Origin of the sequence: Pseudomonas sp. R11-23-07 (assembly GCF_003852295.1) — a bacterium.
Taxonomy (GTDB): Bacteria; Pseudomonadota; Gammaproteobacteria; order Pseudomonadales; family Pseudomonadaceae; genus Aquipseudomonas.
On record NZ_CP027761.1, the window covers coordinates 505372 to 526572 of the forward strand.

Sequence of the window (21201 nt, forward strand, 5' to 3'; positions counted from 1 at the left end):
TTTTTTGTGTTTGGAATTTGATCAGGCAACGCTGGCAGCATCGAAGCCACGGTGTTCGATAACGCGGAACACGTCACTTACGTCCTGTACCAAAATACGCGCAGTGTTAGCCACGTTGTTCAGGTCGCGCTCGGCGAAGTCCGGCAGGCTGGAGCAGGCGATCAGGTTGAGGTGTTCCAATGCGACGTTGAGGCGTTCGCGCAGACAGGCGTGGAGGTCGAGCAGTGGGGCTTCGCTGTCGATAAGAAGCACAGGGTAGTCGGTGGCGGTTTCCGTGCAGGGGCTAAAACGGCGGGGTGGAAGTTGTTGGGTCATGGCTAATATTCCTCGTATCTGAAAGGACTACCGCCATTCGCTGCGAAACGAATTGGGTGGTAGCTGTGTGCGGGTTCGCAGACCGAGGATACGAGGAACCCGGCAGACCCGAAGGTCTCCCACACACAGCCACCATAAAACAGACGACGGGCGCCGAAGCGCTCATCATTGTATTCATGATGCTTGGTTACACACGTATCGTTAGGGCTGCGAAACCCTATCGCCGTTCAATGCCAGCGACGGGGCGAACTATAAGCGGCGAGTTGCCTTGCCGCAACGGTGCTGTAGGACCGGCACCGCATCCTCAGGCCAAGCAGGGCAAATGTGGGACCCGATGGCGGTGCGTCAGTCACTCCATGTGCAAGCTGATACACCGCCATCGGGAGCAAGCCCCCTCCCACAGGGGATTCAAGTGTCTGCACTTACTGGGGAATGACCCTCGCGCTCATCGGACATGGCCTACGCGCATTGAGGCCAGTCCACCTATTCATGATCAATATCCAACTTCGCAAACGTCACCTTTGCCCCTTCCTTGCTATCCCCACTGTTGTCCTGCACATACACCCCCGCCTTGAAATACAGCGGCTTGTCGGCCCAGGCTGCGCCGATGCGTTCATTCCACTCACTGTCGGCCGCGTACACGCTGAGCAGCCCGGCTTTGTTGAGGTTGATCACATAGGTGAAGGTCTTTTCCAGTGGCACATTGGAGGCAACGATGATTACCCGGCTTTCAGATTCGTCCGGGCGCATGCGCACTTTGGCGACGATGTTGCCGGTCTGGGTTTTTTCCTTGAATTGGTACTCCAGTTTGATCAGCGGTTTCTGACTGTCGTAGGCGTGGATCTGGCCGATCACAACCTTGCCGGTGGACGGTACCTGGTTGACGGTGAGCGTGGCGCGCAGGAAGTTATCGGCTTCGGGGTAGGTCCAGTTGCGCAAGCGCCCGTCGGCGTAGGTTTCGCGCAGTTCGCTGCGCGGGTAGATGGCGTTTTCCGTGCGGGTGCCGGTGACAGGGGTCCAGAACTGCACATCGCTGCCTTCGGCCTGGAAATACTGGTCATTGAAGCCGGTGAGCAGCTTCGGGGTTTCGATGGTCGTGGGCGGGGAGCCGACCGGAATGCTCAGGTTCCAGGTGGAAAGGTCGATCATGGTGTTGGCCTTTTACGAGGGGTGAAAGCTTTAGCCCGAGGGCTGCACAGGTTCTTTATAGGTGGTGTTAACCAAGTTGTTAACACTGACTGGCAATTTATTGGCGTCAGAGGAATGCCAAAAAGCCATGTTGCCCATGGTACGCGGGCTACAGAGCCTGACCGTTAGTCGGCTGCCTCGGCTTTGGCGCAATGATGGCATCGACGTTACTTCTGCTTTTTTATAACCGGGGCTAGAGTGAGGCCTCATTATTTGTCCGGTTTAAAGTACCCGAAGTGACCGGTGCAGTTCCTTAAGGAAGAGACGTAGCATGGATTGCGCTCCAAACCTCGGCGACGGCAGTTCAGTTCTCTTGGTGGTCGATGACTACCCGGAAAATCTCGTCAGCATGCGTGCAGTGTTGCAGCGCGAAGACTGGCGAATCATTACCGCCGCTTCCGGTATGGAGGCCCTGGAATTGCTACTGGTCCACGACGTCGATCTGGTATTGCTGGATGTGCGCATGCCCGGTATGGATGGCTTCGAGGTGGCACGCCTGATGCGGGGCAGCCAGCGTACGAGCATGACGCCGATCATCTTTCTCACCGCCGATGCACAGTCGCCCGACGCGGTGCTCAAAGGCTATGCCAGCGGTGCGATCGACTATCTGTTCAAGCCCTTCGACCCGCATATCCTCAAGCCCAAGGTGCAGGCGCTGTTGGAGCATCAGCATAATCGCCGCGCCCTGCAGCGGTTGAGCCATGACCTGGAGGCCGCTCGCGCCTTCAATGCCTCGGTGTTGGACAACGCCGCCGAAGGCATTCTGGTGGTGGGCGAGGGCAGCGTGATTGAGTATGCCAACCCTGCGATCTCCAGGCTGCTCAACGCCACGATGGCGGAGTTGCAAGGCGAGAGTTTCTTGAGCTTCCTGCAAAAACCCCATGTGCCGGCCTGGTTGGGGTTCCCGATGTACGAGGCCTATCGCAAAGGCGAAACGTGGCGCTTGCACGATGCCATCTTGCGCACCAGCCGTGGTCAACAGGTGCCGGTGGCGTTGTCCTGCGCGCCCTTGCCCGCAGAGCAGAAGGCGATGGTGGTGACGGTGCTGGACATGTCCGAGGTGCGTCACTTGCACCAGCAACTGGAGTTCCAGGCGGTGACCGACCCGTTGACCGGGCTGCTGAATCGTCGCGGCTTCTACCAGACAGTGGGCAACATGTTGTCGCGCAGCGAGCGCAATGAGCAGTCGCTGGTATTGCTGTACCTGGATCTGGATGGCTTCAAACGAGTCAACGACACCTTGGGCCACGACGCCGGTGATCGCGTGCTGCGCTGGGTTTCCGAGCAGATGCAGGCGTGCCTGCGCTCCTACGACATTCTGGGACGCATGGGCGGGGATGAATTCACTGCCTTGCTGGAGCTGGAGTTCCCGGAGCAGGCGGCGAAGATTGCGGAAAAACTGATCGAACGGGTGTCGGTGTGCCAGCAGGTCGACGGTCTGGAGGTGATGCTTGGGGTCAGCATCGGTATTGCGACGTTTCCCGACTGTGGCTCGGACCTGAGCGGTTTGTTGCGCGCGGCGGACATCGCCATGTACGAAGCCAAGCGCGCCGGCCGTCAGCAGTATCGCTATTACGACCAGGAAATGAACGGCCGAGCCCGTTCACGCCTGATGCTGGAAGACAGTGTGCGCACCGCGATTCAAAACAAGGAATTCACCTTGGTGTACCAGCCGCAGGTGTCGCTGGAGGACGGGCGCTTGCGCGGTGTCGAGGCGTTGCTGCGCTGGCAGCACCCGAGCGTCGGCGATGTGTCGCCGGGTCTGTTTTTGCCGTTGCTGGAAGAGGCGCGCTTGATCAGCCAGTTGAGCACTTGGATTTACCAGCAAGTCGCCGCCCAACGCCAGGCCTGGCAAGCGGCGTTCGATGAAGAGCTGGTGCTGAGCGTGAGCCTGAGCAGCAGCCAGTTCAATATGCCCAACCTGGCCAGTCAACTGCGCCAGGTCCTCGAAAGGCACGGGTTACAGGGGCGGCAGTTGGAAGTGGAAATCAGTGAAGACTGCCTGATGAGTAACCTTGAGGAATCGACCAAGCAGCTCAAGCTGTTGCGTGGGCTTGGGGTGCGTATCGCCCTGGATGACTTTGGCTCAGGACGTTGTTCCCTGGCGCATTTGCGCGACCTGGCGTTCGACACCCTCAAGCTGGACCCGCAATTGGTGGCCCGCCTGCCAGGCTCGGCACGGGATGCAGCGATGGCGCGCAGCATCATCGAGCTGTGCGGGCATTTCGATGTTTTGGTGATCGCCGAGGGCGTGGAAACCCTTGAGCAGTCGCAGTGGCTCAAGGCCCATGGCTGCTCGTTCATCCAGGGCACCTGGGCGGCGGCGCCGCTGATGGCCGAGGACGTTGTCGGTTGGTCGCACCCTCACGCGCTTTGAATTCGCTACACTGGCGCCCGTCCGAACCACGTTGCAGACCCCATGACCGCGTTGAAATACCTCCAGGCCTATCCCGCTGCCCTTCAGGAGCAAGTTCGCCAGCTGATCGCCAAGGACCGGTTGGGTGCCTACCTGGAGCAGCGTTATCCCGAGCGGCACGCCGTGCAGAGCGACAAGGCCCTGTACAGCTACGCCCTGGCCTTGAAGCAGGAACACCTGCGCAATGCGCCGTCGATCGACAAGGTGCTGTTCGATAACCGCCTGGACCTGACCCACCGCGCCCTGGGCCTGCACACCACGATTTCCCGGTTGCAGGGTGGCAATCTCAAGTCCAAGAAGGAGATCCGCATCGCCTCGCTGTTCAAGGAAGCGGCTCCCGAGTTCCTGCGCATGATCGTGGTGCACGAGCTGGCGCACTTCAAGGAATCGGACCACAACAAGGCGTTCTACAAACTCTGTGAATACATGATGCCCGGCTACCACCAGGTGGAATTCGACCTGCGGGTGTACCTCACCTGGCGCGATCTGCAGGGCAAGCCCTAATCACAAGGCGATTGACCATGGATGTGAGCAAGACCAAGAGCAGCTTCTACCGCCGCCTGTATGTGGCGTACCTGATCGACAGCGGCCTGGCCAGCAGCGTCCCCGCCCTGACCGATGCCACTGGCATGCCCCGGCGCACGGCGCAGGACACGATTGCGGCGTTGGCCGATCTGGATATTGTGTGCGAATTCGAGCAGGAGGATGGCGCCCGTAACCATGCCGGGCGTTATCGGATTCGTGATTGGGGGGCGATTGATCGACGGTGGATCGAGGGGAATCTAGTGTCGATCAAGCGGGTATTGGGTTATCCCTGAAGGCTTGCAGTGCCTGGCCTGACGCTATCGGGGGCAAGCCCCCTCCCACACTTGATTTGTGAATACATTCAAATGTGGGAGGGGGCTTGCCCCCGATGAGGCCCTCAAACCCGTCGCATCCCGATATGTGGAATATCGTCTTCCAGGTATTCCTCTCCCGCCACCACAAACCCGTACCGTCCGTAATACCCCTGCAAGTGCGCCTGGGCTGACAGAAAAATCGGTGTCTCGGGCCAGATATCCTCGATCTGCTTGAGGGCTTTTTCCATCATCAAATGCCCCAGCCCGGTGCCGCGTGCCGATGGTGCGACGATCACTCGACCGATCACCACATCGCCGCCCTGGGTCTCTGGGTCCAGCAGCCGCAGGTAGGCCACCAGCTCATTGTCGTTCCAGGCCATCAAGTGGTGGGTATCGCCTGACAGGTCCTGCCCGTCAATGTCCTGGTAAACGCATTTCTGTTCAACGACGAACACCTCGCCGCGCAGGCGCAGGATGGCGTAAAGCTGTTCCTTGCCCAGATCGTCGTGATGTTTGCAGACCCAATCAACCGTCATGATGTGCGCTCTTGTCAAAGGCTTGGCAGGGATAGTAAGCGCGACCGGCGCTGCTGTCTAAAACCGACTATTTTGTGAATGGCGTCAATTTGCCATCATTCAGTGCATGCACGGCCGACTTCTTTGTGTAATAAGCAATGCACGCTCATTGATGAGCTACTGTTATCAGGCCATCGCCTGCCCGCCAAGGATTTTAAGCATGCCGCGATTGTCTCGTGCCGTTGCTTTGATTGCAGTGTTGCTGCTGGCTCAACCGGTGGTGGCGCAGCGTCTGCGCCTGGTGGCGGATGGTTGGCCACCGTTCACCGATGTCACCCTGGTCAACGGCGGGCTGGCCACGGATATCGTCAGCACCGCGCTGGCTCGGGCGGGGTACGCCAGTGATTTTGAGCAGGTGCCTTGGGCGCGCGCGCTGAAGGGTGTAGGCGATGGGCGCTACGACGTGCTGATCAACGCGTGGTACGACGATGCCCGCACGCAGCTGGGGCAGTTTTCCGAGCAATACTTGGTCAACCGTGTGCGTTTTATCAAGCGTCGCGACGACGCTATCGATTATCAGAACCTGGAACAGTTGCACGACGAAAGCATCGCCGTGGTGCGCGGTTATGCCTATTCGGCGGCGTTCGACCAGGATGCGCTGTTACAGAAAGTCCCGGTGCATAACTTTGCCATGGCCGTGCGCATGCTGGCGGCGGGCCGTGTGCGGCTGACCCTGGAAGACGAGTACGTGGCGCGTTACTACCTGGCGCGGGAGTCGCCGAGGGTGCGCAATGCCGTGGAGTTCCTGGGCAAGCCGCTGAGCGAGAACAGCCTGCATATTCTGGTCAGCCTGAAGAACCCCGAGCATGCGCAGATCGTGGCCGGCTTTGATCGGGAAATTGCCAGGATGAAGGCGGATGGCAGTTATGCCAGGTTGATGAAGGCGCATGGGATGTAGTGCCTGTGAGGGCCTCATCGGGGGCAAGCCCCCTCCCACACTTTTGATTTGTGAACACAGTCAAAATGTGGGAGGGGGCTTGCCCCCGATGGCGTTCTAAGCCGCGCGGGTATCCTTGATCAGATGCGCCGCCAACGTCCGCAACGGCCCCAGCTGCCGACAGATCAACGCCAACTGCGTTTGCACCAGCCGCTGGCCTTCGTCGATCTCATCCGGCATCTGCTCAAGCTGCGCCGCCAGTGCTTCCTCCTCATCACTCTGAATCGCAATCGGCTGTTTATTCGCCAGCCCACTGGCGATCTCGTCGATGCTCAACGCCAGGGCGTGCCCGGCACCGTCGATCAACTGCTCCCGCACCTCGGCCGGCAGCTGGGTGTCGCGGTGTGCGCCAAGGCCCGACAAGTAGCTGAGCAGGGTGTGCGACAGCACCAGGAACCTGAAGCCCACATCCGCTTCCTTACGGAAATGCCCCGGCTCCATCAGCATGTTCGCCAGGGTGGTGGACAGCGCCGCATCGGCGTTGTGCGCGTTGCGACGGGCCAGGCGGTAGGCCAGGTCGTCGCTCTTGCCAGCGGCATACTGCTGCATGATCTGGCGCAGGTAGATGCTGTTGCAGGTCAGGGTATTGGCCAGCACTTTGTTCAGGCGCCGGCCTTGCCAGTCCGGCAGGAACAGGAACACCGCCAGGCCCGCGATCAGGCTGCCGAGCAGGGTATCGAACAGGCGTGGCAGGAACAGTCCGTAGCCATCGCCCACTTGGTTGAAGCAGAACAGCACCATCAGGGTGATCGCTGCCGTGGCCAGGGTGTAGCGCGTGGTGCGGTTGATAAAGAACACCAGGCCGGCAGCGATGGCGAACATCGACTGCACCACCGGGCTGGGGAACAGGTCGAACAGCGCCCAGGCCACCGTGAGGCCGATGGCGGTGCCGATGATCCGCTGGCCGAGCTTGCGTCGCGTCGCGCCGTAGTTCGGTTGGCAAACAAATAGCGTGGTGAGGATGATCCAGTAGCCTTGGGACGCGTGGATGGCATGCAGCGTGGCGTAGCCGACGGTCAGTGCCAGGGACAGGCGCAGGGCGTGGCGAAACAGCAGCGAGGTCGGCGTGAGCTGGGTGCGCAGGCGCGTCCACATTTCCTTGAGGTTGCGCGGGGCGCGGTCCAACAGGTTGCTGTCGGTGGCGTCGGCCAGGGCATCGGGGTTGCTCGCGTCGCCGAGCAGGCGGTCGAGGGTGGACAAGTTGGCGGCCAGGGCGCGCAACGAGCGCAGCAAGCCGCGCCAGGCCGGGTTGCTCTGGATGCGCAGGTGTTCCAGGGAGGCGTTCAAATCGCCCAGGGCTTCGGCGAAGCTGTCGTCATAAATGAACGGCTGGCGCAGCTGGATCGACTCGGCCAGGGCCTGGCACGCCTTGCCTTGCTGGCGCAGCAGGCGTTGGCAGCGGAACAGCACGTCGCTGTGGAAGAAGGCTTCGGCCAGGGCGTTATACGGATAGTGGGACGAACTGGCGCGCTCGTGGATGTCTTGCGCCAGGAAGTACAGCTTCAGGTACCGGCTGACCTTCGAGCCCGGGCGGCCATTGCCGACGCGGTGCAGGATAATTTCCTTGGCGGCGTTCAAGGCGGCGACGACCCGGCCATTCTGCTGGGCCAATTCCAGGCGTCGCGCCTCTACGTCAAGCTGGCGAATCGGTTCGAACAGCGACGACTTGAGCTTGAGGTAACGCCCCAGCTCGCGGAACAACCGCGCCAGGCTCTGCTGCACCGGCTGGTTGGAAAACAGCGCCTGCCACAGCACCGACAGCACGCCGTACCAGGCCGCGCCCGCCACCAGCAGCAGCGGCTCGTGCCAGAAATCACTGACGGCACCGCCACGCTGGTCCACGCCGATCATGGTGTAGACCGACAGAATCAACGTGGCCGAGGCAATCGCGCCATAGCGTTCGCCGAGCGCGCCGAGCATGGTCAGGCCGAACGTGGCCAGGGCCAGGGAGGCCGCGAAAATCCAGGGGTAAGGGAACAGCAGTTCCACCGACAGCGCCGCGATGCTGAAGCACACCAACGTCACCGCCAGGGCGTTGAGGCGGCCTTGCCAACTGTCATCGGTCTCGGCCAGGGCGCTGGCGATAATCCCCAGGAACAGCGGGATCAACAGCGTCATTTCATCCTGATACCAGCACAGCGCCATGCTGCCGGTGAGGGCGATGAATACCCGAATGCTGTAGCTGAATTTATCCAGTGCCCACAGGCGCCGCAGGGACTGCTTGAACGAGGTCGATGACATGAAGTCGGGAGTCTTCCGGGACGATGCCGCTAAATTGAGCTATCAAGGACGCCACGGCAAGGGTGGTGATCACATCCACCCGCAAAATATTTCCCTGGCTCACCACAGACCAAATGTGGGAGGGGGCTTGCCCCCGATAGCAGTGGACCAGTCAACTCATCAGGTGACTGACACATTGCTATCGGGAGCAAGCCCCCTCCCACATTTTTTACCGTGTTGAGTCAGACGTACTGCGCAGCCGCATAGCCTGATGCCCAGGCCCACTGGAAGTTGAACCCGCCCAAGTGCCCGGTTACATCCAGCACTTCACCGATAAAGTACAACCCTGGGCTTTTCAGCGACTCCATGGTCTTGGAGGACACTTCCCGCGTGTCCACCCCGCCCAATGTTACCTCGGCGGTGCGATAGCCCTCCGTGCCCGCCGGTACCAACTGCCAGCTGCCGAGCATCGAAGCGATGTCGGCGATTTCGGCATGGGTGTACTGCTTCATCGGCTTGGACGCGAACCAGGTCTCCGCCAGCAGATTAGCCATCTTCTTGGTGAAAATCTCGCCCAGCAGGGTTTTCAGCTCGCTGTTGGGGCGCTCGGCCTGTTGCTGTTGCAGCCAGGTGTGGGCGTCGTGGTCGGGCAGCAGGTTGATTTCCACGGTGTCGCCGGATTCCCAGTAGGAGGAAATCTGCAGGATCGCCGGCCCGCTCAGACCGCGATGGGTAAACAGAATATTTTCGCGAAAGCTCTGGCCGTTGCAGCTGACCAGGCAGTCCACCGAGGTGCCCGACAGCTCGCCGCACAAGTCCTTGAGCTGATCGGTGATGGTGAACGGCACCAGTCCCGCGCGGGTCGGCAGCAGCTCATGGCCAAATTGCCTGGCCACTTGATAACCGAAGCCGGTGGCGCCGAGGGTCGGGATCGACAGGCCGCCCGTGGCGATCACCAAGGACTCGCAGCGCAGTTCGCCCAGGGTGGTCTGCAACTGGTAGCCGTTGTCGACCTTGGCGATGGCTTCAATCGAGGTGTCCAGGTGCAGGTTCACGCCGGCCTGGATGCATTCGTCGAGCAGCATGCCGAGGATGTCGCTGGACTTGTTGTCGCAGAACAGCTGGCCGAGTTTCTTTTCGTGATACGGCACGCCGTGCTTGGCTACCAGCCCGATGAAATCCCACTGGGTATAGCGCGCCAGTGCCGATTTGCAGAAGTGCGCGTTGTGCGAGAGGAAGTTGGCCGGCTCGGTGTACAGGTTGGTGAAATTGCAGCGGCCACCGCCGGACATCAGGATCTTTTTGCCGGCCTTGTTCGCATGGTCGATCAGCATCACCTCGCGTCCCCGCCCGGCGGCGGTCAGCGCGCACATCAAGCCTGCGGCGCCGGCGCCAATGATCACAACTTCGGTCGAGCGCACAGCAATGTCCTCATACAAATTCTGAATTGGAATACAGTCAAATGTGGGAGGGGGCTTGCTCCCGATGGCGGTGTGTCAGTAACAGATGTACTGACTGACACACCGTAATCGGGAGCAAGCCCCCTCCCACATTGGATCTTCATTGGATCAACGGTTGTGTTACAGAATCCGCACGCGCAACGAACGGCCCTTGATCTTGCCGTCGTTCAAACGCTGCAGCGCCTGCTTGGCGATTCCGCGCTCCACGGCGACGAAGGCCTGGAAGTCAAAGATCGCGATCTTGCCGACCTGGGCCCCCGGAATGCCGGCATCGCCGGTCAGTGCGCCAAGGATGTCGCCTGGGCGAACCTTGTCTTTACGCCCAGCGGCGATGCACAGGGTGCTCATCTGCGGCAGCAGCGGGCCGCCGCTCTGCGGCTTGAGGTTGTCCAGCTGGTCCCAGTTCAAGGGCGACTTTTGCAACTGCTCGATGGCTTGGGCACGGTGCGCTTCGGACGGCGCCACCAGGCTGATGGCGATGCCGGTCTCACCCGCGCGACCGGTACGGCCGACACGGTGGATATGGATTTCCGAGTCGCGGGCCAGTTCGACGTTGATCACCATGTCCAGTGCGTCGATGTCCAGGCCACGGGCGGCCACGTCGGTGGCTACCAGGACCGAGGTGCTGCGGTTGGCGAACATGGCCAGCACCTGGTCGCGGTCACGCTGCTCCAGGTCGCCATGCAGGCCAACGGCGGAGATGCCCTTGGCGGTCAGGTGGTCGACGGTTTCCTGCACTTGCTGCTTGGTAAAGCAGAACGCCACGCACGAAGCCGGGCGGAAATGCGCCAGCACCTTGGTCACGGCGTCCATGCGCTCTTCCGGCGAGATCTCGTAGAAACGCTGCTCGATCTGGTCGTCGGAGTGGAAGGCTTCGGCTTTCACCTGTTGTGGCGCGCGCATGAACTTGGAGGCCAGCTGCTTGATGCTCACCGGGTAGGTGGCCGAGAACAGCAGGGTCTGGCGGCGCGGCGGGGTCTTGCTGATGATGTCTTCGATGGCGTCGTAGAAACCCATGTCGAGCATGCGGTCGGCTTCATCGAGGATCAGCGTGTTCAACCCGTCCAGTACCAGCGAACCTTTGCGCAAGTGCTGCTGGATACGCCCCGGGGTGCCGACGATCACGTGGGCACCGTGCTCAAGGGAGGCGATCTGTGGGCCGAGGGACACGCCACCGCACAGGGTCAGCACCTTGATGTTGTCTTCGGCGCGGGCCAGGCGACGGATTTCCTTGGCAACCTGGTCGGCCAGCTCGCGCGTCGGGCACATCACCAGGGCCTGGCAACCGAAGTAGCGCGGGTTGATCGGGTTCAGCAGGCCAATACCGAAGGCGGCGGTCTTGCCGCTGCCGGTCTTGGCCTGGGCGATCAGGTCCAGCCCCTTGAGGATCACCGGCAAGCTCTGCGCCTGGATCTGCGTCATCTCGACATAACCCAGCGAGTCGAGGTTAGCCAGCATGGCGGCGGACAGGGGCAAAGTATTAAAAGCGGTGGCGATGGTGGTCACGGGACTGGCTCTGCAAAACAAAATGTCGCGCAGTGTACCAGTCTCGTGGGAATTTCCCCGCAAGTTCTAGACGAGCCGCCGTTCAATGCTCCAGGTCGTGCTCGCGGCTGACCACGCGTTTGCCATCTTTTGGCGACAATTGCAGGAAGATCGCCGCCGCCAGCATGGCCATGATGCCCACCGTGAGGAACGTCAGCTGGAACGCGCCCAGTACCGTGTTCACCCCATCGTTGCCGGTCTCCAAGGTAAACCCGCCGAGCAGCGCACCGGCGCAGGCCACGCCCAGGCTCAGGGACAGTTGCGCCACCACCGACAGCAAACTGTTGCCGCTGCTGGCCTGGGCGTCGTCGAGGTCGATCAGCGTCACGGTGTTCATCGCGGTGAATTGCAGGGAGTTGATCGCGCCCAGCACCGCGAGCATGCCCAGCAGCACGGGATAGGGCGTCTGCTCGCTGACCAGGCCCATGCTCGCCAGCATCGCGCCCAGGGCCAGGGTATTGCCGGTGAGCACCACGCGATAACCCAGGCGCTCGATCAGCGGCCGGGCGATGGACTTGGCAAACATCGCCGCCGCCGCGAGCGGCAGCATGCTCATGCCGGCTTCCGACGGCGAATAACCCAGCGCCACCTGCAGCAGCAAGGGCACCAGAAACGGCAGGGCGCCGCTGCCCAGGCGTGCGAACAGGTTGCCGAGGATGCCCACGGCAAAGGTGCGGGTCTTGAACAGCACCGGGGAGAACAGCGGATTATCGACATGCCCGGCGCGCAGCCAATATGCCGCCAGGCACGCCAGGCCACCGAACAGCAGCAACATCACCCGCAGGTGCGGCAAGTGCAGTTCGCCCAGGCCTTCCATGGCGATGGTGATCAGCACCATCGCCGCGCCGAACAGCACAAAACCCAGGCCATCGAAGCGCGTGCGCTCGCTGCCGCGCAGGTCGGGAATGAATTTCCACACGGCATAGCAGCCGATCATGCCCACCGGCAGGTTGAGCAGGAAGATCCAGTGCCAGGTCAGGTATTGCACCATCCAGCCGCCCAGGGTCGGGCCGAGCAACGGGCCGAGCAGGCCGGGGATCGTGATGAAACCCATGATCCGCACCAGCTCGGAACGGGGATAGGCGCGCAGTACCACCAGGCGCCCGACCGGCAGCATCAGCGCCCCGCCCAAACCCTGGATCACCCGCGCACCCACCAGCATGCTCAAGCTGCTGGACAGCGCGCACAGCAATGATCCGATGCTGAATAGCAAAATGGCGCCGAAGAAGATTTTCTTGGTACCGAAGCGATCGGCGATCCAGCCGGATGCCGGGATCAGCAAGGCGACGGTGAGCATGTAGGCAATGACTACGCCCTGCATGCGCAGCGGGTTTTCCGCCAGGTCCCGGGCCATGGCCGGCAAAGCCGTGTTGAGGATCGTCCCGTCCAGCGACTGCATGAAGAAGGCAATCGCTACCACCCAGGGGAGCCAGCGGGCGGTCTTGGCGTCGAGAGGGGCACGATTCGGCATGGGATCCCTTTTGTTAGCAGGCTATGTGTCGGCGATTATGCGCCATCCGTCGCTGCTTTTCCCACTGGCGGTTCGTCTAAGTCCGACAAGGCCGCGTGTTCGCCGACCAAAAAATCCAGCAAGGCGCGGTGCACTGCCAGTGCCGCCTCGCGGGATTCCAGGTCGAGCAAATGGCCAGTATGTTCGGCCACGGCGAAACTGCTGCGCCTCACGTAACTGCCGAACAGTTGTGCATCGGCGGCGGGGGTGTATTCGTCCAGCGTACCGTTGAGAAAGTGCACCGGCGTTTCAATCTGCCTGAGCGCCGGCAGGTAGTTGCCGTCGCCCAATGCCAGCACCTGATGAATATGAAAGCGTGCCTGGCGATACTCGGTGGTGGCCATGTTCGCCAGATGGCGATGGTTGTTGCGCTTGAGGCGGGGCGACAAGTATTTCCCGACCGTCTCGTTGAGCAGATGGCCGACGGCGGATTTGTCATCGGCCTCGATCAACACGCGTACGCGCTCCACATACTCGAGCATCGCCTGGTTGAGGTTCGGCGCCAGGGCCATCACCACCGAGCTTTCGATGGAGGGCGGGTTATGGGCCAGGGTCAGCAGCGTGGAGATGCCACCCCACGAGGCCGAGACCAGATGGTTGACCGCAAAGCGCTGCACCAGCGCCCGTAGGATCTGCACTTCGTCATCTTTGGTGACCAGGTCGAGGTCGGTGTTGTGCTCGCGGGAATAGCCGGAGAAGGGCAGGTCGAACAGCAGCACATTGAAATGCTCGGCCAGGCATTTGCAGGTGCGGGCAAAGGAGCGCGTGGTGGACAGGGCGCCATTGACCATCAGCACGGTTTTTCTGTGTGGGTCGTTGCCCAGTTGCTCTACGTGGACGTTGTAGTGCTTGTACAGCTTGTCTATGACAAAACTTGCCTGGGTCATCGCAACACTCCCTGTCGTGTGGCGGTATGCCATTAGCTTTTATAACGGGGTTTTTTGCGGGCGACAACAGGCTGCCCGGAGTATGGGATTGAACGGTAGGAAGGGGCTCAGCGAAGTGTCCGAAATCAACACAGGACAATGTGGGAGGGGGCTTGCCCCCGATAGCGGTGTGCCAGTCGATAAATACTTGGCTGACCCACCGTCATCGGGGGCAAGCCCCCTCCCACAGGGGATTTCCTTGGTTTACAAGGTCAGTGTCAGGCGTTTGACCAGTGCGCCGGGAAGCAAATTGGATGAAGTGTTGCGCTGGCCATACGTACTCGCCGACAGCAGCAGTTCCCGATCCACAGTCAGCGCTTCCAACTGCGAGCCCAGCAGGCTGAACACGCTGTCGTCAAAGCGCATGGTGCTGACCGGCGCCTTGATCTCGCCGTCTTCCACCCAGAACGTGGCGAAGCGGGTCATTCCGGTCAGGCGCGCCGCCGGCAGGTCGGAGTAGTTCAGGTACCACAGGTTGCTGATGTACAACCCGGTGCCCAACTGCTTGAGGATATCGGCCTGGGCCAGGTTACCGGCGGCCATTTGCAAGGCGCTGGGGGACTCGTCGCTGCTGGCGCCATTGGCGCTCAGGCCATACTCGGCGGCGCTGCGCGAGTTGACCAATTGGCCGTCGGCCTGGCCGGCGTTGATCAACGTGACGTCGCTGCGCGGGTAGCCTTCGGTGGAAAATGCCTGGCTCAGCGAACCGCTGATCTGCTCGGTCACCGTCACCAGCGGGCTCAGGTGTTGTTCGCCGGCATACAGGCGTTGCAGCGAACTGCCCTTGCTGGCGATGGCCTGCGCGGAAAAACCGCCCCAGGTAATGATGCTGATGATTTCTTCCAGCGCCGCCGGAGCGAGGTAGGCGCGGTATTGTCCGGGTGCCAGCGGGTGCAACGGTCGGCCGAGGAATTCAAGCTGGTCGCGGGCCTGTTGGACGCGCCGGGCGAACTCGGCACTGTCCCAGGTGTGCCCGGCGTAGCTGGCCTTGACCGCTTCGCCATTGGCATGGAACAGACTGAAGTCGAAGTTGAAGCTGTTGGCCTGGTGCCAGCCGAACGCGCCGTCGGAGCTGGCAAAGCCACGGCTGATCGGGCCAGCGGCATAGAAGCCGACCAGGTCCACGCCTTCGGCGGCCTGGCTGATGTCGTGCAGCACCTGGGTCAGTTCCGGCAAGGGTCGCAGTTGTTCGTTGTGGCTTCGCCAGGCGTTGTGGTTCAGCAGCAGGTAGGGGTCTGGCGGCAGCAACGGCAAGGTTTCACGCAATTGCTGCAGGCCTGTGGCGAGGCGTTGGCGGTCCAATTGCGGATCACCCGCCAAGGTGATGCCGAGGTCGGCATGGCGACCGGCGTTGATCAGCTTGAGGTTGAGGCTGGCCTGCTGCACCTGGCCGGCCTGGCGTACCTGGGCGTGGTTGAAACGCACGAACTCGGACGCTTCAGCGGCAAAGCCGAGGTGAAACTGTTCCTGCTCGGTGATGGCCTGTTTGAGCCAGTCCACCAGTGCCTTGAAGTCGTTCATCAGGCATCTCCCCCAAATACGTCGACGTTACTGAACACACACGCCGGCGAAGCATGGCCGACGCGGATCACCTGGTTGGGTTCGCCTTTGCCGCAGTTCGGTGTGCCCAGCACCTTGAAGGTGCTGGCATCGCCGACCGCGCTGAGCTTGCGCCAGAACTGCGCGGAAATGGCGCGGTAGTTGGGATTCTTGACCACGCCCTTGAGCTCGCCGTTTTCGATCAGTTGGCCCCATTCGCAGCCGAACTGGAATTTATTGCGCGCGTCGTCGATGGACCAGGAGCGATTGGTCGACATCAGGATGCCGTGTTCGATACCGCCAATCAGTTGGGCCAGGCTCTGGTCGCCTGCCTCGATATTGAGGTTGGCCATGCGGTCGATCGGCGGGCGATTCCAACTGCTGGCACGGCTGTTGGCCACACCGCCCAGCCCCGCGCGAAATTGCGACAGCGCGCCGCCCAACGGCTTGAGCAGCAGCCCTTCGCGAATCAGGAACTGTTTGCTGGCGCGGCTGCCGTCATCGTCATGGCTGTAGCTGGCGAGCTGTTCGGGGATGTCCGGGTCGAACGTCACGTTGAGCAGGTTGGAGCCGTATTGCAGATGGCCGAAGTCGCTGGCCTTCACGAAGCTGGTGCCGGCGTAGTTGCGCTCATCGCCGAGAATGCGGTCCAGCTCCAGTGGGTGGCCGATGGACTCGTGGATCTGCAGGATCATCTGGTCGGGCATCAGCAACAAGTCACGCGGACCCTGGGGCGTGTTCGGTGCCAGCAGCAGTTGCAGGGCCTCATCGGCCACACGCGGCGCGGCGCCGATCAGGCCGAAGCGGCTGATCACGTCAAAACCGCCTTGCTGGCCGAAGTTGCTGCCGCCAAGGGTGCGGGTCTGGCTGTCGCTGCCATCGAAGGCGGTGACATTGACGCCGGGAAACACAAAGCGCTGGGCCTGGCGCAATTGCGCGCCAGCGGTGTTGAGGTAGATCTGTTCGACCGTGGTCTGGCCGAGGCTGACGTCCCAGCTCACCAGGCGCTCATCCCTGGGCACGGCGGCCGACTCATCGCCGAGCAGTTGGTAGCAGTCGCTCAGGGACGGGAAGGGCTGGTCGAAGTCGGGAGACAGGTAGTCGGCAACGTCACTCGAGACCGCTTGCTCGCGCAGGTCGAGCAGCGCGTGGGGCTTGATCCGCCGGGCCTGCTGCTCGGCACGTTCGAGGGCGGCTTGCAGGCCGGCCAGGGACAGATCATTGGTCGCGGCGTAAGCTTCGACGCCGTTGAGACGCACGGTGAGCATGGCGCCTTCGTCATGGCTCAGGTGTGGCGGTTCGGCGACGTTCTTGCGCACCGACAGGTACCGGCCGGATTCGCGCACATAGCGCAGGGAGAAGAATTGGGCGGTGGTGTGCAGGGCACTGAAGTGTTGTTTGAGCGTGGCGTGGTGTTCGAACATGGGGCCTTCCTTGTGGGCAGCTCAGCGCGGGGCAGGCCAACAGAGTAGGCCGGGGCTGGGGGGCTGATCAAGGAGGGGGAGGTGATCGTTCCCACGCTCCGCGTGGGAATGCATCCTGTGACGCTCCGCGTCACGACCTCAAGAGCAGACGCAGAGCGTCCAGGGCGGCATTCCCACGCGGAGCGTGGGAACGATCGGTTGGCGGTGTATCAGTTATTGCGCAGTGGCCCCACTTCACGCAGCGGCTTGCCACGCACCGGCGCATCGCCTGCCACGTAGTAGTCGGCGGTGCTGCGCGGCAGCGGCTGGCGGCCACGGATCTTGTCGGCGATTTTCTCGGCGATCATGATCGTCGGGGCGTTCAGGTTGCCGGTGGTGATGATCGGCATGATCGACGCGTCCACCACACGCAGGCCCTGCATGCCATGCACGCGACCCTCGCCATCGACCACCGCCATCTCGTCGGTGCCCATCTTGCACGAGCAGGACGGGTGGAACGCGGTCTCGGCGTGCTCGCGGATGAACTGGTCGAGCTGTTCATCGGTTTGCACCTCGATACCCGGGCTGATTTCGCGGCCACGGTATGGGTCCAGCGCCGGCTGCTGCATGATTTCACGGGTCAGGCGGATGCCGTCGCGAAATTCCTGCCAGTCCTGCTCGGTGGCCATGTAGTTGAAGAGGATGCTCGGGTAGTCCCGTGGGTTCTTCGACTTCAACTGCACACGGCCACGGCTCGGCGAACGCATGGAGCCCATGTGTGCCTGGAAACCGTGCTCTTTCACCCCGTTGCTGCCGTTGTAGTTAATCGCGACCGGCAGGAAGTGGTACTGGATGTTCGGCCATTCGAATTCCGGACGCGAACGGATAAAACCGCCGGCTTCGAACTGGTTGCTGGCGCCAATGCCCGTGCCGTTGAACAGCCACTCGGCACCGATGGCCGGCTGGTTGTACCAAAGCAGCGAGGGGTACAGCGACACCGGCTGAGTGCACGCATATTGCAGGTACAGCTCAAGGTGGTCCTGCAGGTTTTCGCCGACGCCTGGCAGGTCGTGGACCACCGGGATGTCGAGGCTTTCCAGCAGTTTGGCCGGGCCGACGCCGGAGCGTTGCAGCAGCTGCGGCGAAGCGATCGCGCCGCTGCAGACCAGCACTTCTTTACGCGCACGGGCTTCGACACGCTCTTCAGCAGCGCCGATCAGGTAACGCACGCCGACCGCACGCTTGCCTTCGAACAACACTTTGTCGGTGAGGGCGTGGGTAACGATGGTCAGGGTCGAACGCTTCTTGGCGACGTCCAGGTAACCGCGTGCGGTGCTGGCGCGACGGCCGTTCGGCGTGACGGTGCGGTCCATCGGGCCGAAGCCTTCTTGCTGGTAACCGTTCAAGTCTTCGGTACGCGGGTAACCGGCCTGCACGCCGGCTTCAACCATGGCGTGGAACAGCGGGTTGTTGCCGGCTTTGGGCGTGGTCACGCTGACCGGGCCTTCGCCACCGTGGTAGTCGTTGGGGCCGATGTCGCGGGTTTCGGCTTTGCGGAAATACGGCAGGCAGTCCAGGTAGGTCCAGTCTTCCAGGCCCGGCAATTTCGCCCAGTTGTCGTAGTCCATGGCGTTGCCGCGGATGTAGCACATGCCGTTGATCAGGGAAGAGCCACCCAGGCCCTTGCCGCGACCGCATTCCATCCGGCGACCGTCCATGTGTGGCTCTGGGTCGGTCTCGTAGGCCCAGTTGTAGCGACGGCCTTGCAGCGGGAACGCCAGGGCGGCGGGCATCTGGGTACGGAAGTCGAGGCGGTAGTCCGGGCCACCGGCTTCCAGCAACAGGACGGTGACGCCTTCGTCTTCGGTCAGACGGGTCGCCAGGGTGTTACCGGCAGAGCCGGCACCCACAATGATGTAGTCGTATTCTTGGGACATTGAATGCACCCTCTTTGAAGTGTGGTCAGGTCGGGCCTCATCGGGGGCAAGCCCCCTCCCACATTTGAATGTATTCACAAATCAAAGTGTGGGAGGGGGCTTGCCCCCGATGGCGGCCTCAAAGGCAATACAAATCCCGGGTGTTAAAACACCGAGGCGTAATCGCCCAGCTCAACCTGTACCGATTTGATGCGCGTGAAGTTATTCAGCGAGCTGATCCCGTTCTCACGGCCCACACCGGATTGCTTGTAGCCACCGACCGGCATCTTCGCGTCGGATTCGCCCCAAGCGTTGATCCAGCAGATACCCGCTTCCAGTTGGTGAATCACGCGGTGCGCGCGGTTCAGGTCTTTAGTGACCAGGCCCGCAGCCAAACCGAAGTCGGTGTCGTTGGCGCGGCGGATCACTTCTTCTTCGGTTTCATAGGTGAGGATGCTCATCACCGGGCCGAAGATTTCTTCACGCACGATAGTCATGTCATCGGTGCAGTCGGTGAACACGGTCGGTGCCACGAACGCGCCCTTGGCCAAGTCGCCGTCGGTCAGGCGGTCGCCGCCGCACAGCAGGCGTGCGCCTTGCTCTTTGCCTTTGGCGATGTAGCCCAGCACGCTTTCCATGTGCGCAAAGCTGACCAGCGGGCCGAAGTTGGTGTTGTCATCTTGCGGGTCGCCCACACGGATGCGCGCAACACGTTCAAGAATCTTGGCTTCGAACGCCGCTTGCAGGTGCTTGGGCACGAACACACGGGTGCCGTTGGTGCAGACCTGGCCGGAGCTGTAGAAGTTGGCCATCATCGCGATGTCGGCGGCGCGATCCAGATCGGCGTCTTCGAACACGATCAGCGGCGACTTGCCGCCCAGTTCCATGGTCACTTCCTTGAGCGACGAGCTCGAAGCGCTGGCCATGACCTTTTTGCCGGTGTCGGTGCCACCGGTGAACGAGACTTTCTCGATGCGCGGGTGCTCGGTCAGCCAGGTGCCGACTTCACGGCCGCTGCCGGTCAATACGTTGAACACACCGGCTGGAACGCCGGCTTCGGTGTAGATCTCGGCTAGTTTCAGGGTGGTCAGCGAGGTGACTTCGCTCGGCTTGAAGATCATCGCGTTGCCGGCGGCCAGGGCCGGTGCGGATTTCCACAGGGCGATCTGGATCGGGTAGTTCCACGCGCCGATACCAGCAACCACGCCCAGCGGCTCGCGGCGGGTGTAGACGAAGGACGTGTCGCGCAGCGGAATCTGCTCGCCTTCGATGGCTGGCACCAGGCCGGCGTAGTACTCCAGCACGTCGGCGCCGGTGACGATGTCGACGTATTTGGTTTCGGAGAAGGCTTTGCCGGTGTCCAGGGTTTCCAGGGCGGCCAGCTCATCGTTGCGCTCGCGCAGGATGTCGACGGCGCGACGCAGGATGCGCGAACGCTCCATGGCGGTCATGGCGGCCCAGATCTTCTGGCCTTTTTCAGCGCTGACCACGGCACGCTCGACGTCTTCCTTGGTTGCGCGTTGCACTTGGGCGAGAACTTCACCGTTAGCAGGGTTGATGGCTTCGAAGGTGGCATCGCTGCCAGCGTCGCTGTAGCCGCCGTCAATGTAGAGTTTTTGCAGGTCGAAACGGGCCATAAAGTCCTCGCAAGTGCATAAGTGGTTGGCGTTACCCGCCGAACAGTGGGCCATGTGGATGTGGCAATACTGCGCGGCGGACGTTCAGGGGTTGAGCGTTTATAAGGGCTCTAACTCACCTGCTTGGCCAATTGGAAATCCATGTAGTCGTAAGCGATCCGTTGCGCCTGCTCCGTGTCGAAAGCGTCTCCCGACAAGGCGCCGCGCAACCACAAACCGTCGATCAGGGCCGCCAGGCCTCGAGCTGCGCTGCGAGCCTCGGGTAACGGCATCGCACGGCGGAACTGGCAGCACAGGTTGGAATACAGGCGGTGATCGTTGATCCGCTGCAACCTGTGCAAAGACGGGTGATGCATGCTGGTGGCCCAGAAGGCCAACCAGGTTTTCATTGCCGGGCCGTTGACCTGGCTGGCGTCGAAGTTGCCTTCGATGATCACCCGCAGATGCGCCCGTGGGCTGTCATCGTTCAGGGCACGCCGGCGTTCCTGGACGTTCTCGATCAGCGCGTTCATCAGGTAACGCATCGTCGCTGCGATCAGGCCGTTCTTGTCCTGAAAATAGTGACTGATGATGCCATTCGAGACACCCGCCAGACGGGCGATCAGCGCAATGCTGGCATCTCCCATCCCAACCTGATCGATGGCCGTCAAGGTGGCTTCGATCAACTGCTGGCGGCGTATGGGTTGCATACCGACCTTGGGCATGTAGCACCTCTCCTTAGGCCTGCTGGCGGGCGATCACGTCCATCAGCTTGAAGGCCAGTCTATTTTGTTTT

General features: G+C 61.7%; 17 protein-coding genes. 4 read left to right on the forward strand and 13 right to left on the reverse strand.

Annotated elements, in window-relative coordinates:
* Positions 1–21: 21 nt before the first annotated feature.
* Both C4J84_RS02130 and C4J84_RS02135 read right to left on the reverse strand, forming a co-directional pair.
* Positions 22–315, reverse strand: a complete 294-nt coding sequence (locus C4J84_RS02130; protein ID WP_124369297.1) for a fructose-bisphosphate aldolase — start codon at positions 313–315, stop codon at positions 22–24.
* 483 nt (positions 316–798) lie between these two features.
* Positions 799–1464 (reverse strand): polysaccharide lyase family 7 protein, encoded by a 666-nt coding sequence (locus C4J84_RS02135; RefSeq protein WP_124369298.1) that lies wholly within the window; start codon positions 1462–1464, stop codon positions 799–801.
* Positions 1465–1774: 310 nt separating this feature from the next.
* On the opposite strand from C4J84_RS02135, the gene C4J84_RS02140 reads away from it, so the two are divergent.
* The 3 genes from C4J84_RS02140 to C4J84_RS02150 are packed head-to-tail and all read left to right on the forward strand — an operon-like array spanning position 1775 to position 4737.
* Positions 1775–3880, forward strand: a complete 2106-nt coding sequence (locus tag C4J84_RS02140) for a bifunctional diguanylate cyclase/phosphodiesterase (protein ID WP_124369299.1) — start codon at positions 1775–1777, stop codon at positions 3878–3880.
* Positions 3881–3922: 42 nt separating this feature from the next.
* On the forward strand, positions 3923–4423 hold the full coding sequence (locus C4J84_RS02145) for a M48 family metallopeptidase (RefSeq protein ID WP_124369300.1): 501 nt from the start codon (positions 3923–3925) through the stop codon (positions 4421–4423).
* A gap of 17 nt (positions 4424–4440) precedes the next feature.
* Positions 4441–4737, forward strand: coding sequence for a helix-turn-helix domain-containing protein (locus C4J84_RS02150; RefSeq protein WP_124369301.1), 297 nt, complete (start codon positions 4441–4443; stop codon positions 4735–4737).
* A gap of 104 nt (positions 4738–4841) precedes the next feature.
* On the opposite strand, the gene C4J84_RS02155 is transcribed toward C4J84_RS02150, so the two are convergent.
* Positions 4842–5294: a GNAT family N-acetyltransferase gene (locus C4J84_RS02155; RefSeq protein WP_124369302.1), complete on the reverse strand. Its 453-nt coding sequence runs from the start codon at positions 5292–5294 to the stop codon at positions 4842–4844.
* Positions 5295–5493: 199 nt separating this feature from the next.
* Here C4J84_RS02155 and C4J84_RS02160 point away from each other — a divergent pair, with 199 nt between their 5' ends.
* On the forward strand, positions 5494–6231 hold the full coding sequence (locus C4J84_RS02160; RefSeq protein ID WP_124369303.1) for an ABC transporter substrate-binding protein: 738 nt from the start codon (positions 5494–5496) through the stop codon (positions 6229–6231).
* A 96-nt stretch (positions 6232–6327) separates the two neighbouring features.
* On the opposite strand, the gene yccS is transcribed toward C4J84_RS02160, so the two are convergent.
* From yccS to betI, 10 genes are all read right to left on the reverse strand, one after another.
* Positions 6328–8511, reverse strand: a complete 2184-nt coding sequence (gene yccS / locus C4J84_RS02165; RefSeq protein ID WP_124369304.1) for a YccS family putative transporter — start codon at positions 8509–8511, stop codon at positions 6328–6330.
* Positions 8512–8732: 221 nt separating this feature from the next.
* Complete coding sequence (locus C4J84_RS02170; protein WP_124369305.1) at positions 8733–9911, reverse strand: NAD(P)/FAD-dependent oxidoreductase; 1179 nt, start codon at positions 9909–9911, stop codon at positions 8733–8735.
* Between the two features lie 159 nt (positions 9912–10070).
* Positions 10071–11408, reverse strand: a complete 1338-nt coding sequence (gene dbpA / locus C4J84_RS02175; protein ID WP_256681411.1) for an ATP-dependent RNA helicase DbpA — start codon at positions 11406–11408, stop codon at positions 10071–10073.
* Between the two features lie 130 nt (positions 11409–11538).
* On the reverse strand, positions 11539–12966 hold the full coding sequence (gene mdtD, locus C4J84_RS02180) for a multidrug transporter subunit MdtD (protein WP_124365531.1): 1428 nt from the start codon (positions 12964–12966) through the stop codon (positions 11539–11541).
* Positions 12967–13001: 35 nt separating this feature from the next.
* Positions 13002–13892, reverse strand: a complete 891-nt coding sequence (locus tag C4J84_RS02185) for an alpha/beta fold hydrolase (RefSeq protein ID WP_124369307.1) — start codon at positions 13890–13892, stop codon at positions 13002–13004.
* Positions 13893–14135: 243 nt separating this feature from the next.
* Complete coding sequence (locus C4J84_RS02190; RefSeq protein WP_124369308.1) at positions 14136–15452, reverse strand: TldD/PmbA family protein; 1317 nt, start codon at positions 15450–15452, stop codon at positions 14136–14138.
* Positions 15452–16894 carry a TldD/PmbA family protein gene (locus C4J84_RS02195; protein ID WP_124369309.1) on the reverse strand — a complete coding sequence of 481 codons (1443 nt, stop codon included), beginning with the start codon at positions 16892–16894 and terminating at the stop codon, positions 15452–15454. Before C4J84_RS02195 ends, C4J84_RS02190 begins: the two co-directional genes overlap by 1 nt.
* Before the next feature lie 209 nt (positions 16895–17103).
* Entirely contained in the window at positions 17104–18810 is a 1707-nt protein-coding gene (gene betA, locus C4J84_RS02200; protein ID WP_124365535.1) for a choline dehydrogenase, read from the reverse strand.
* A gap of 143 nt (positions 18811–18953) precedes the next feature.
* On the reverse strand, positions 18954–20426 hold the full coding sequence (gene betB / locus C4J84_RS02205; RefSeq protein WP_124369310.1) for a betaine-aldehyde dehydrogenase: 1473 nt from the start codon (positions 20424–20426) through the stop codon (positions 18954–18956).
* A 110-nt stretch (positions 20427–20536) separates the two neighbouring features.
* Positions 20537–21130 carry a transcriptional regulator BetI gene (gene betI / locus C4J84_RS02210; RefSeq protein ID WP_124360922.1) on the reverse strand — a complete coding sequence of 198 codons (594 nt, stop codon included), beginning with the start codon at positions 21128–21130 and terminating at the stop codon, positions 20537–20539.
* Between the last annotated feature and the right edge of the window lie 71 nt (positions 21131–21201).

Excerpts from the sequence above, each read along its gene's own strand:
- C4J84_RS02130 (WP_124369297.1), bottom strand. The coding sequence starts at position 315 with ATGACCCAACAACTTCCACCCCGCCGTTTTAGCCCCTGCACGGAAACC.
- C4J84_RS02135 (WP_124369298.1), bottom strand. The coding sequence starts at position 1,464 with ATGATCGACCTTTCCACCTGGAACCTGAGCATTCCGGTCGGCTCCCCG.
- C4J84_RS02140 (WP_124369299.1), top strand. The coding sequence starts at position 1,775 with ATGGATTGCGCTCCAAACCTCGGCGACGGCAGTTCAGTTCTCTTGGTG.
- C4J84_RS02145 (WP_124369300.1), top strand. The coding sequence starts at position 3,923 with ATGACCGCGTTGAAATACCTCCAGGCCTATCCCGCTGCCCTTCAGGAG.
- C4J84_RS02150 (WP_124369301.1), top strand. The coding sequence starts at position 4,441 with ATGGATGTGAGCAAGACCAAGAGCAGCTTCTACCGCCGCCTGTATGTG.
- C4J84_RS02155 (WP_124369302.1), bottom strand. The coding sequence starts at position 5,294 with ATGACGGTTGATTGGGTCTGCAAACATCACGACGATCTGGGCAAGGAA.
- C4J84_RS02160 (WP_124369303.1), top strand. The coding sequence starts at position 5,494 with ATGCCGCGATTGTCTCGTGCCGTTGCTTTGATTGCAGTGTTGCTGCTG.
- yccS (WP_124369304.1), bottom strand. The coding sequence starts at position 8,511 with ATGTCATCGACCTCGTTCAAGCAGTCCCTGCGGCGCCTGTGGGCACTG.
- dbpA (WP_256681411.1), bottom strand. The coding sequence starts at position 11,408 with ATGCTGGCTAACCTCGACTCGCTGGGTTATGTCGAGATGACGCAGATC.
- mdtD (WP_124365531.1), bottom strand. The coding sequence starts at position 12,966 with ATGCCGAATCGTGCCCCTCTCGACGCCAAGACCGCCCGCTGGCTCCCC.
- C4J84_RS02185 (WP_124369307.1), bottom strand. The coding sequence starts at position 13,892 with ATGACCCAGGCAAGTTTTGTCATAGACAAGCTGTACAAGCACTACAAC.
- C4J84_RS02190 (WP_124369308.1), bottom strand. The coding sequence starts at position 15,452 with ATGAACGACTTCAAGGCACTGGTGGACTGGCTCAAACAGGCCATCACC.
- C4J84_RS02195 (WP_124369309.1), bottom strand. The coding sequence starts at position 16,894 with ATGTTCGAACACCACGCCACGCTCAAACAACACTTCAGTGCCCTGCAC.
- betA (WP_124365535.1), bottom strand. The coding sequence starts at position 18,810 with ATGTCCCAAGAATACGACTACATCATTGTGGGTGCCGGCTCTGCCGGT.
- betB (WP_124369310.1), bottom strand. The coding sequence starts at position 20,426 with ATGGCCCGTTTCGACCTGCAAAAACTCTACATTGACGGCGGCTACAGC.
- betI (WP_124360922.1), bottom strand. The coding sequence starts at position 21,130 with ATGCCCAAGGTCGGTATGCAACCCATACGCCGCCAGCAGTTGATCGAA.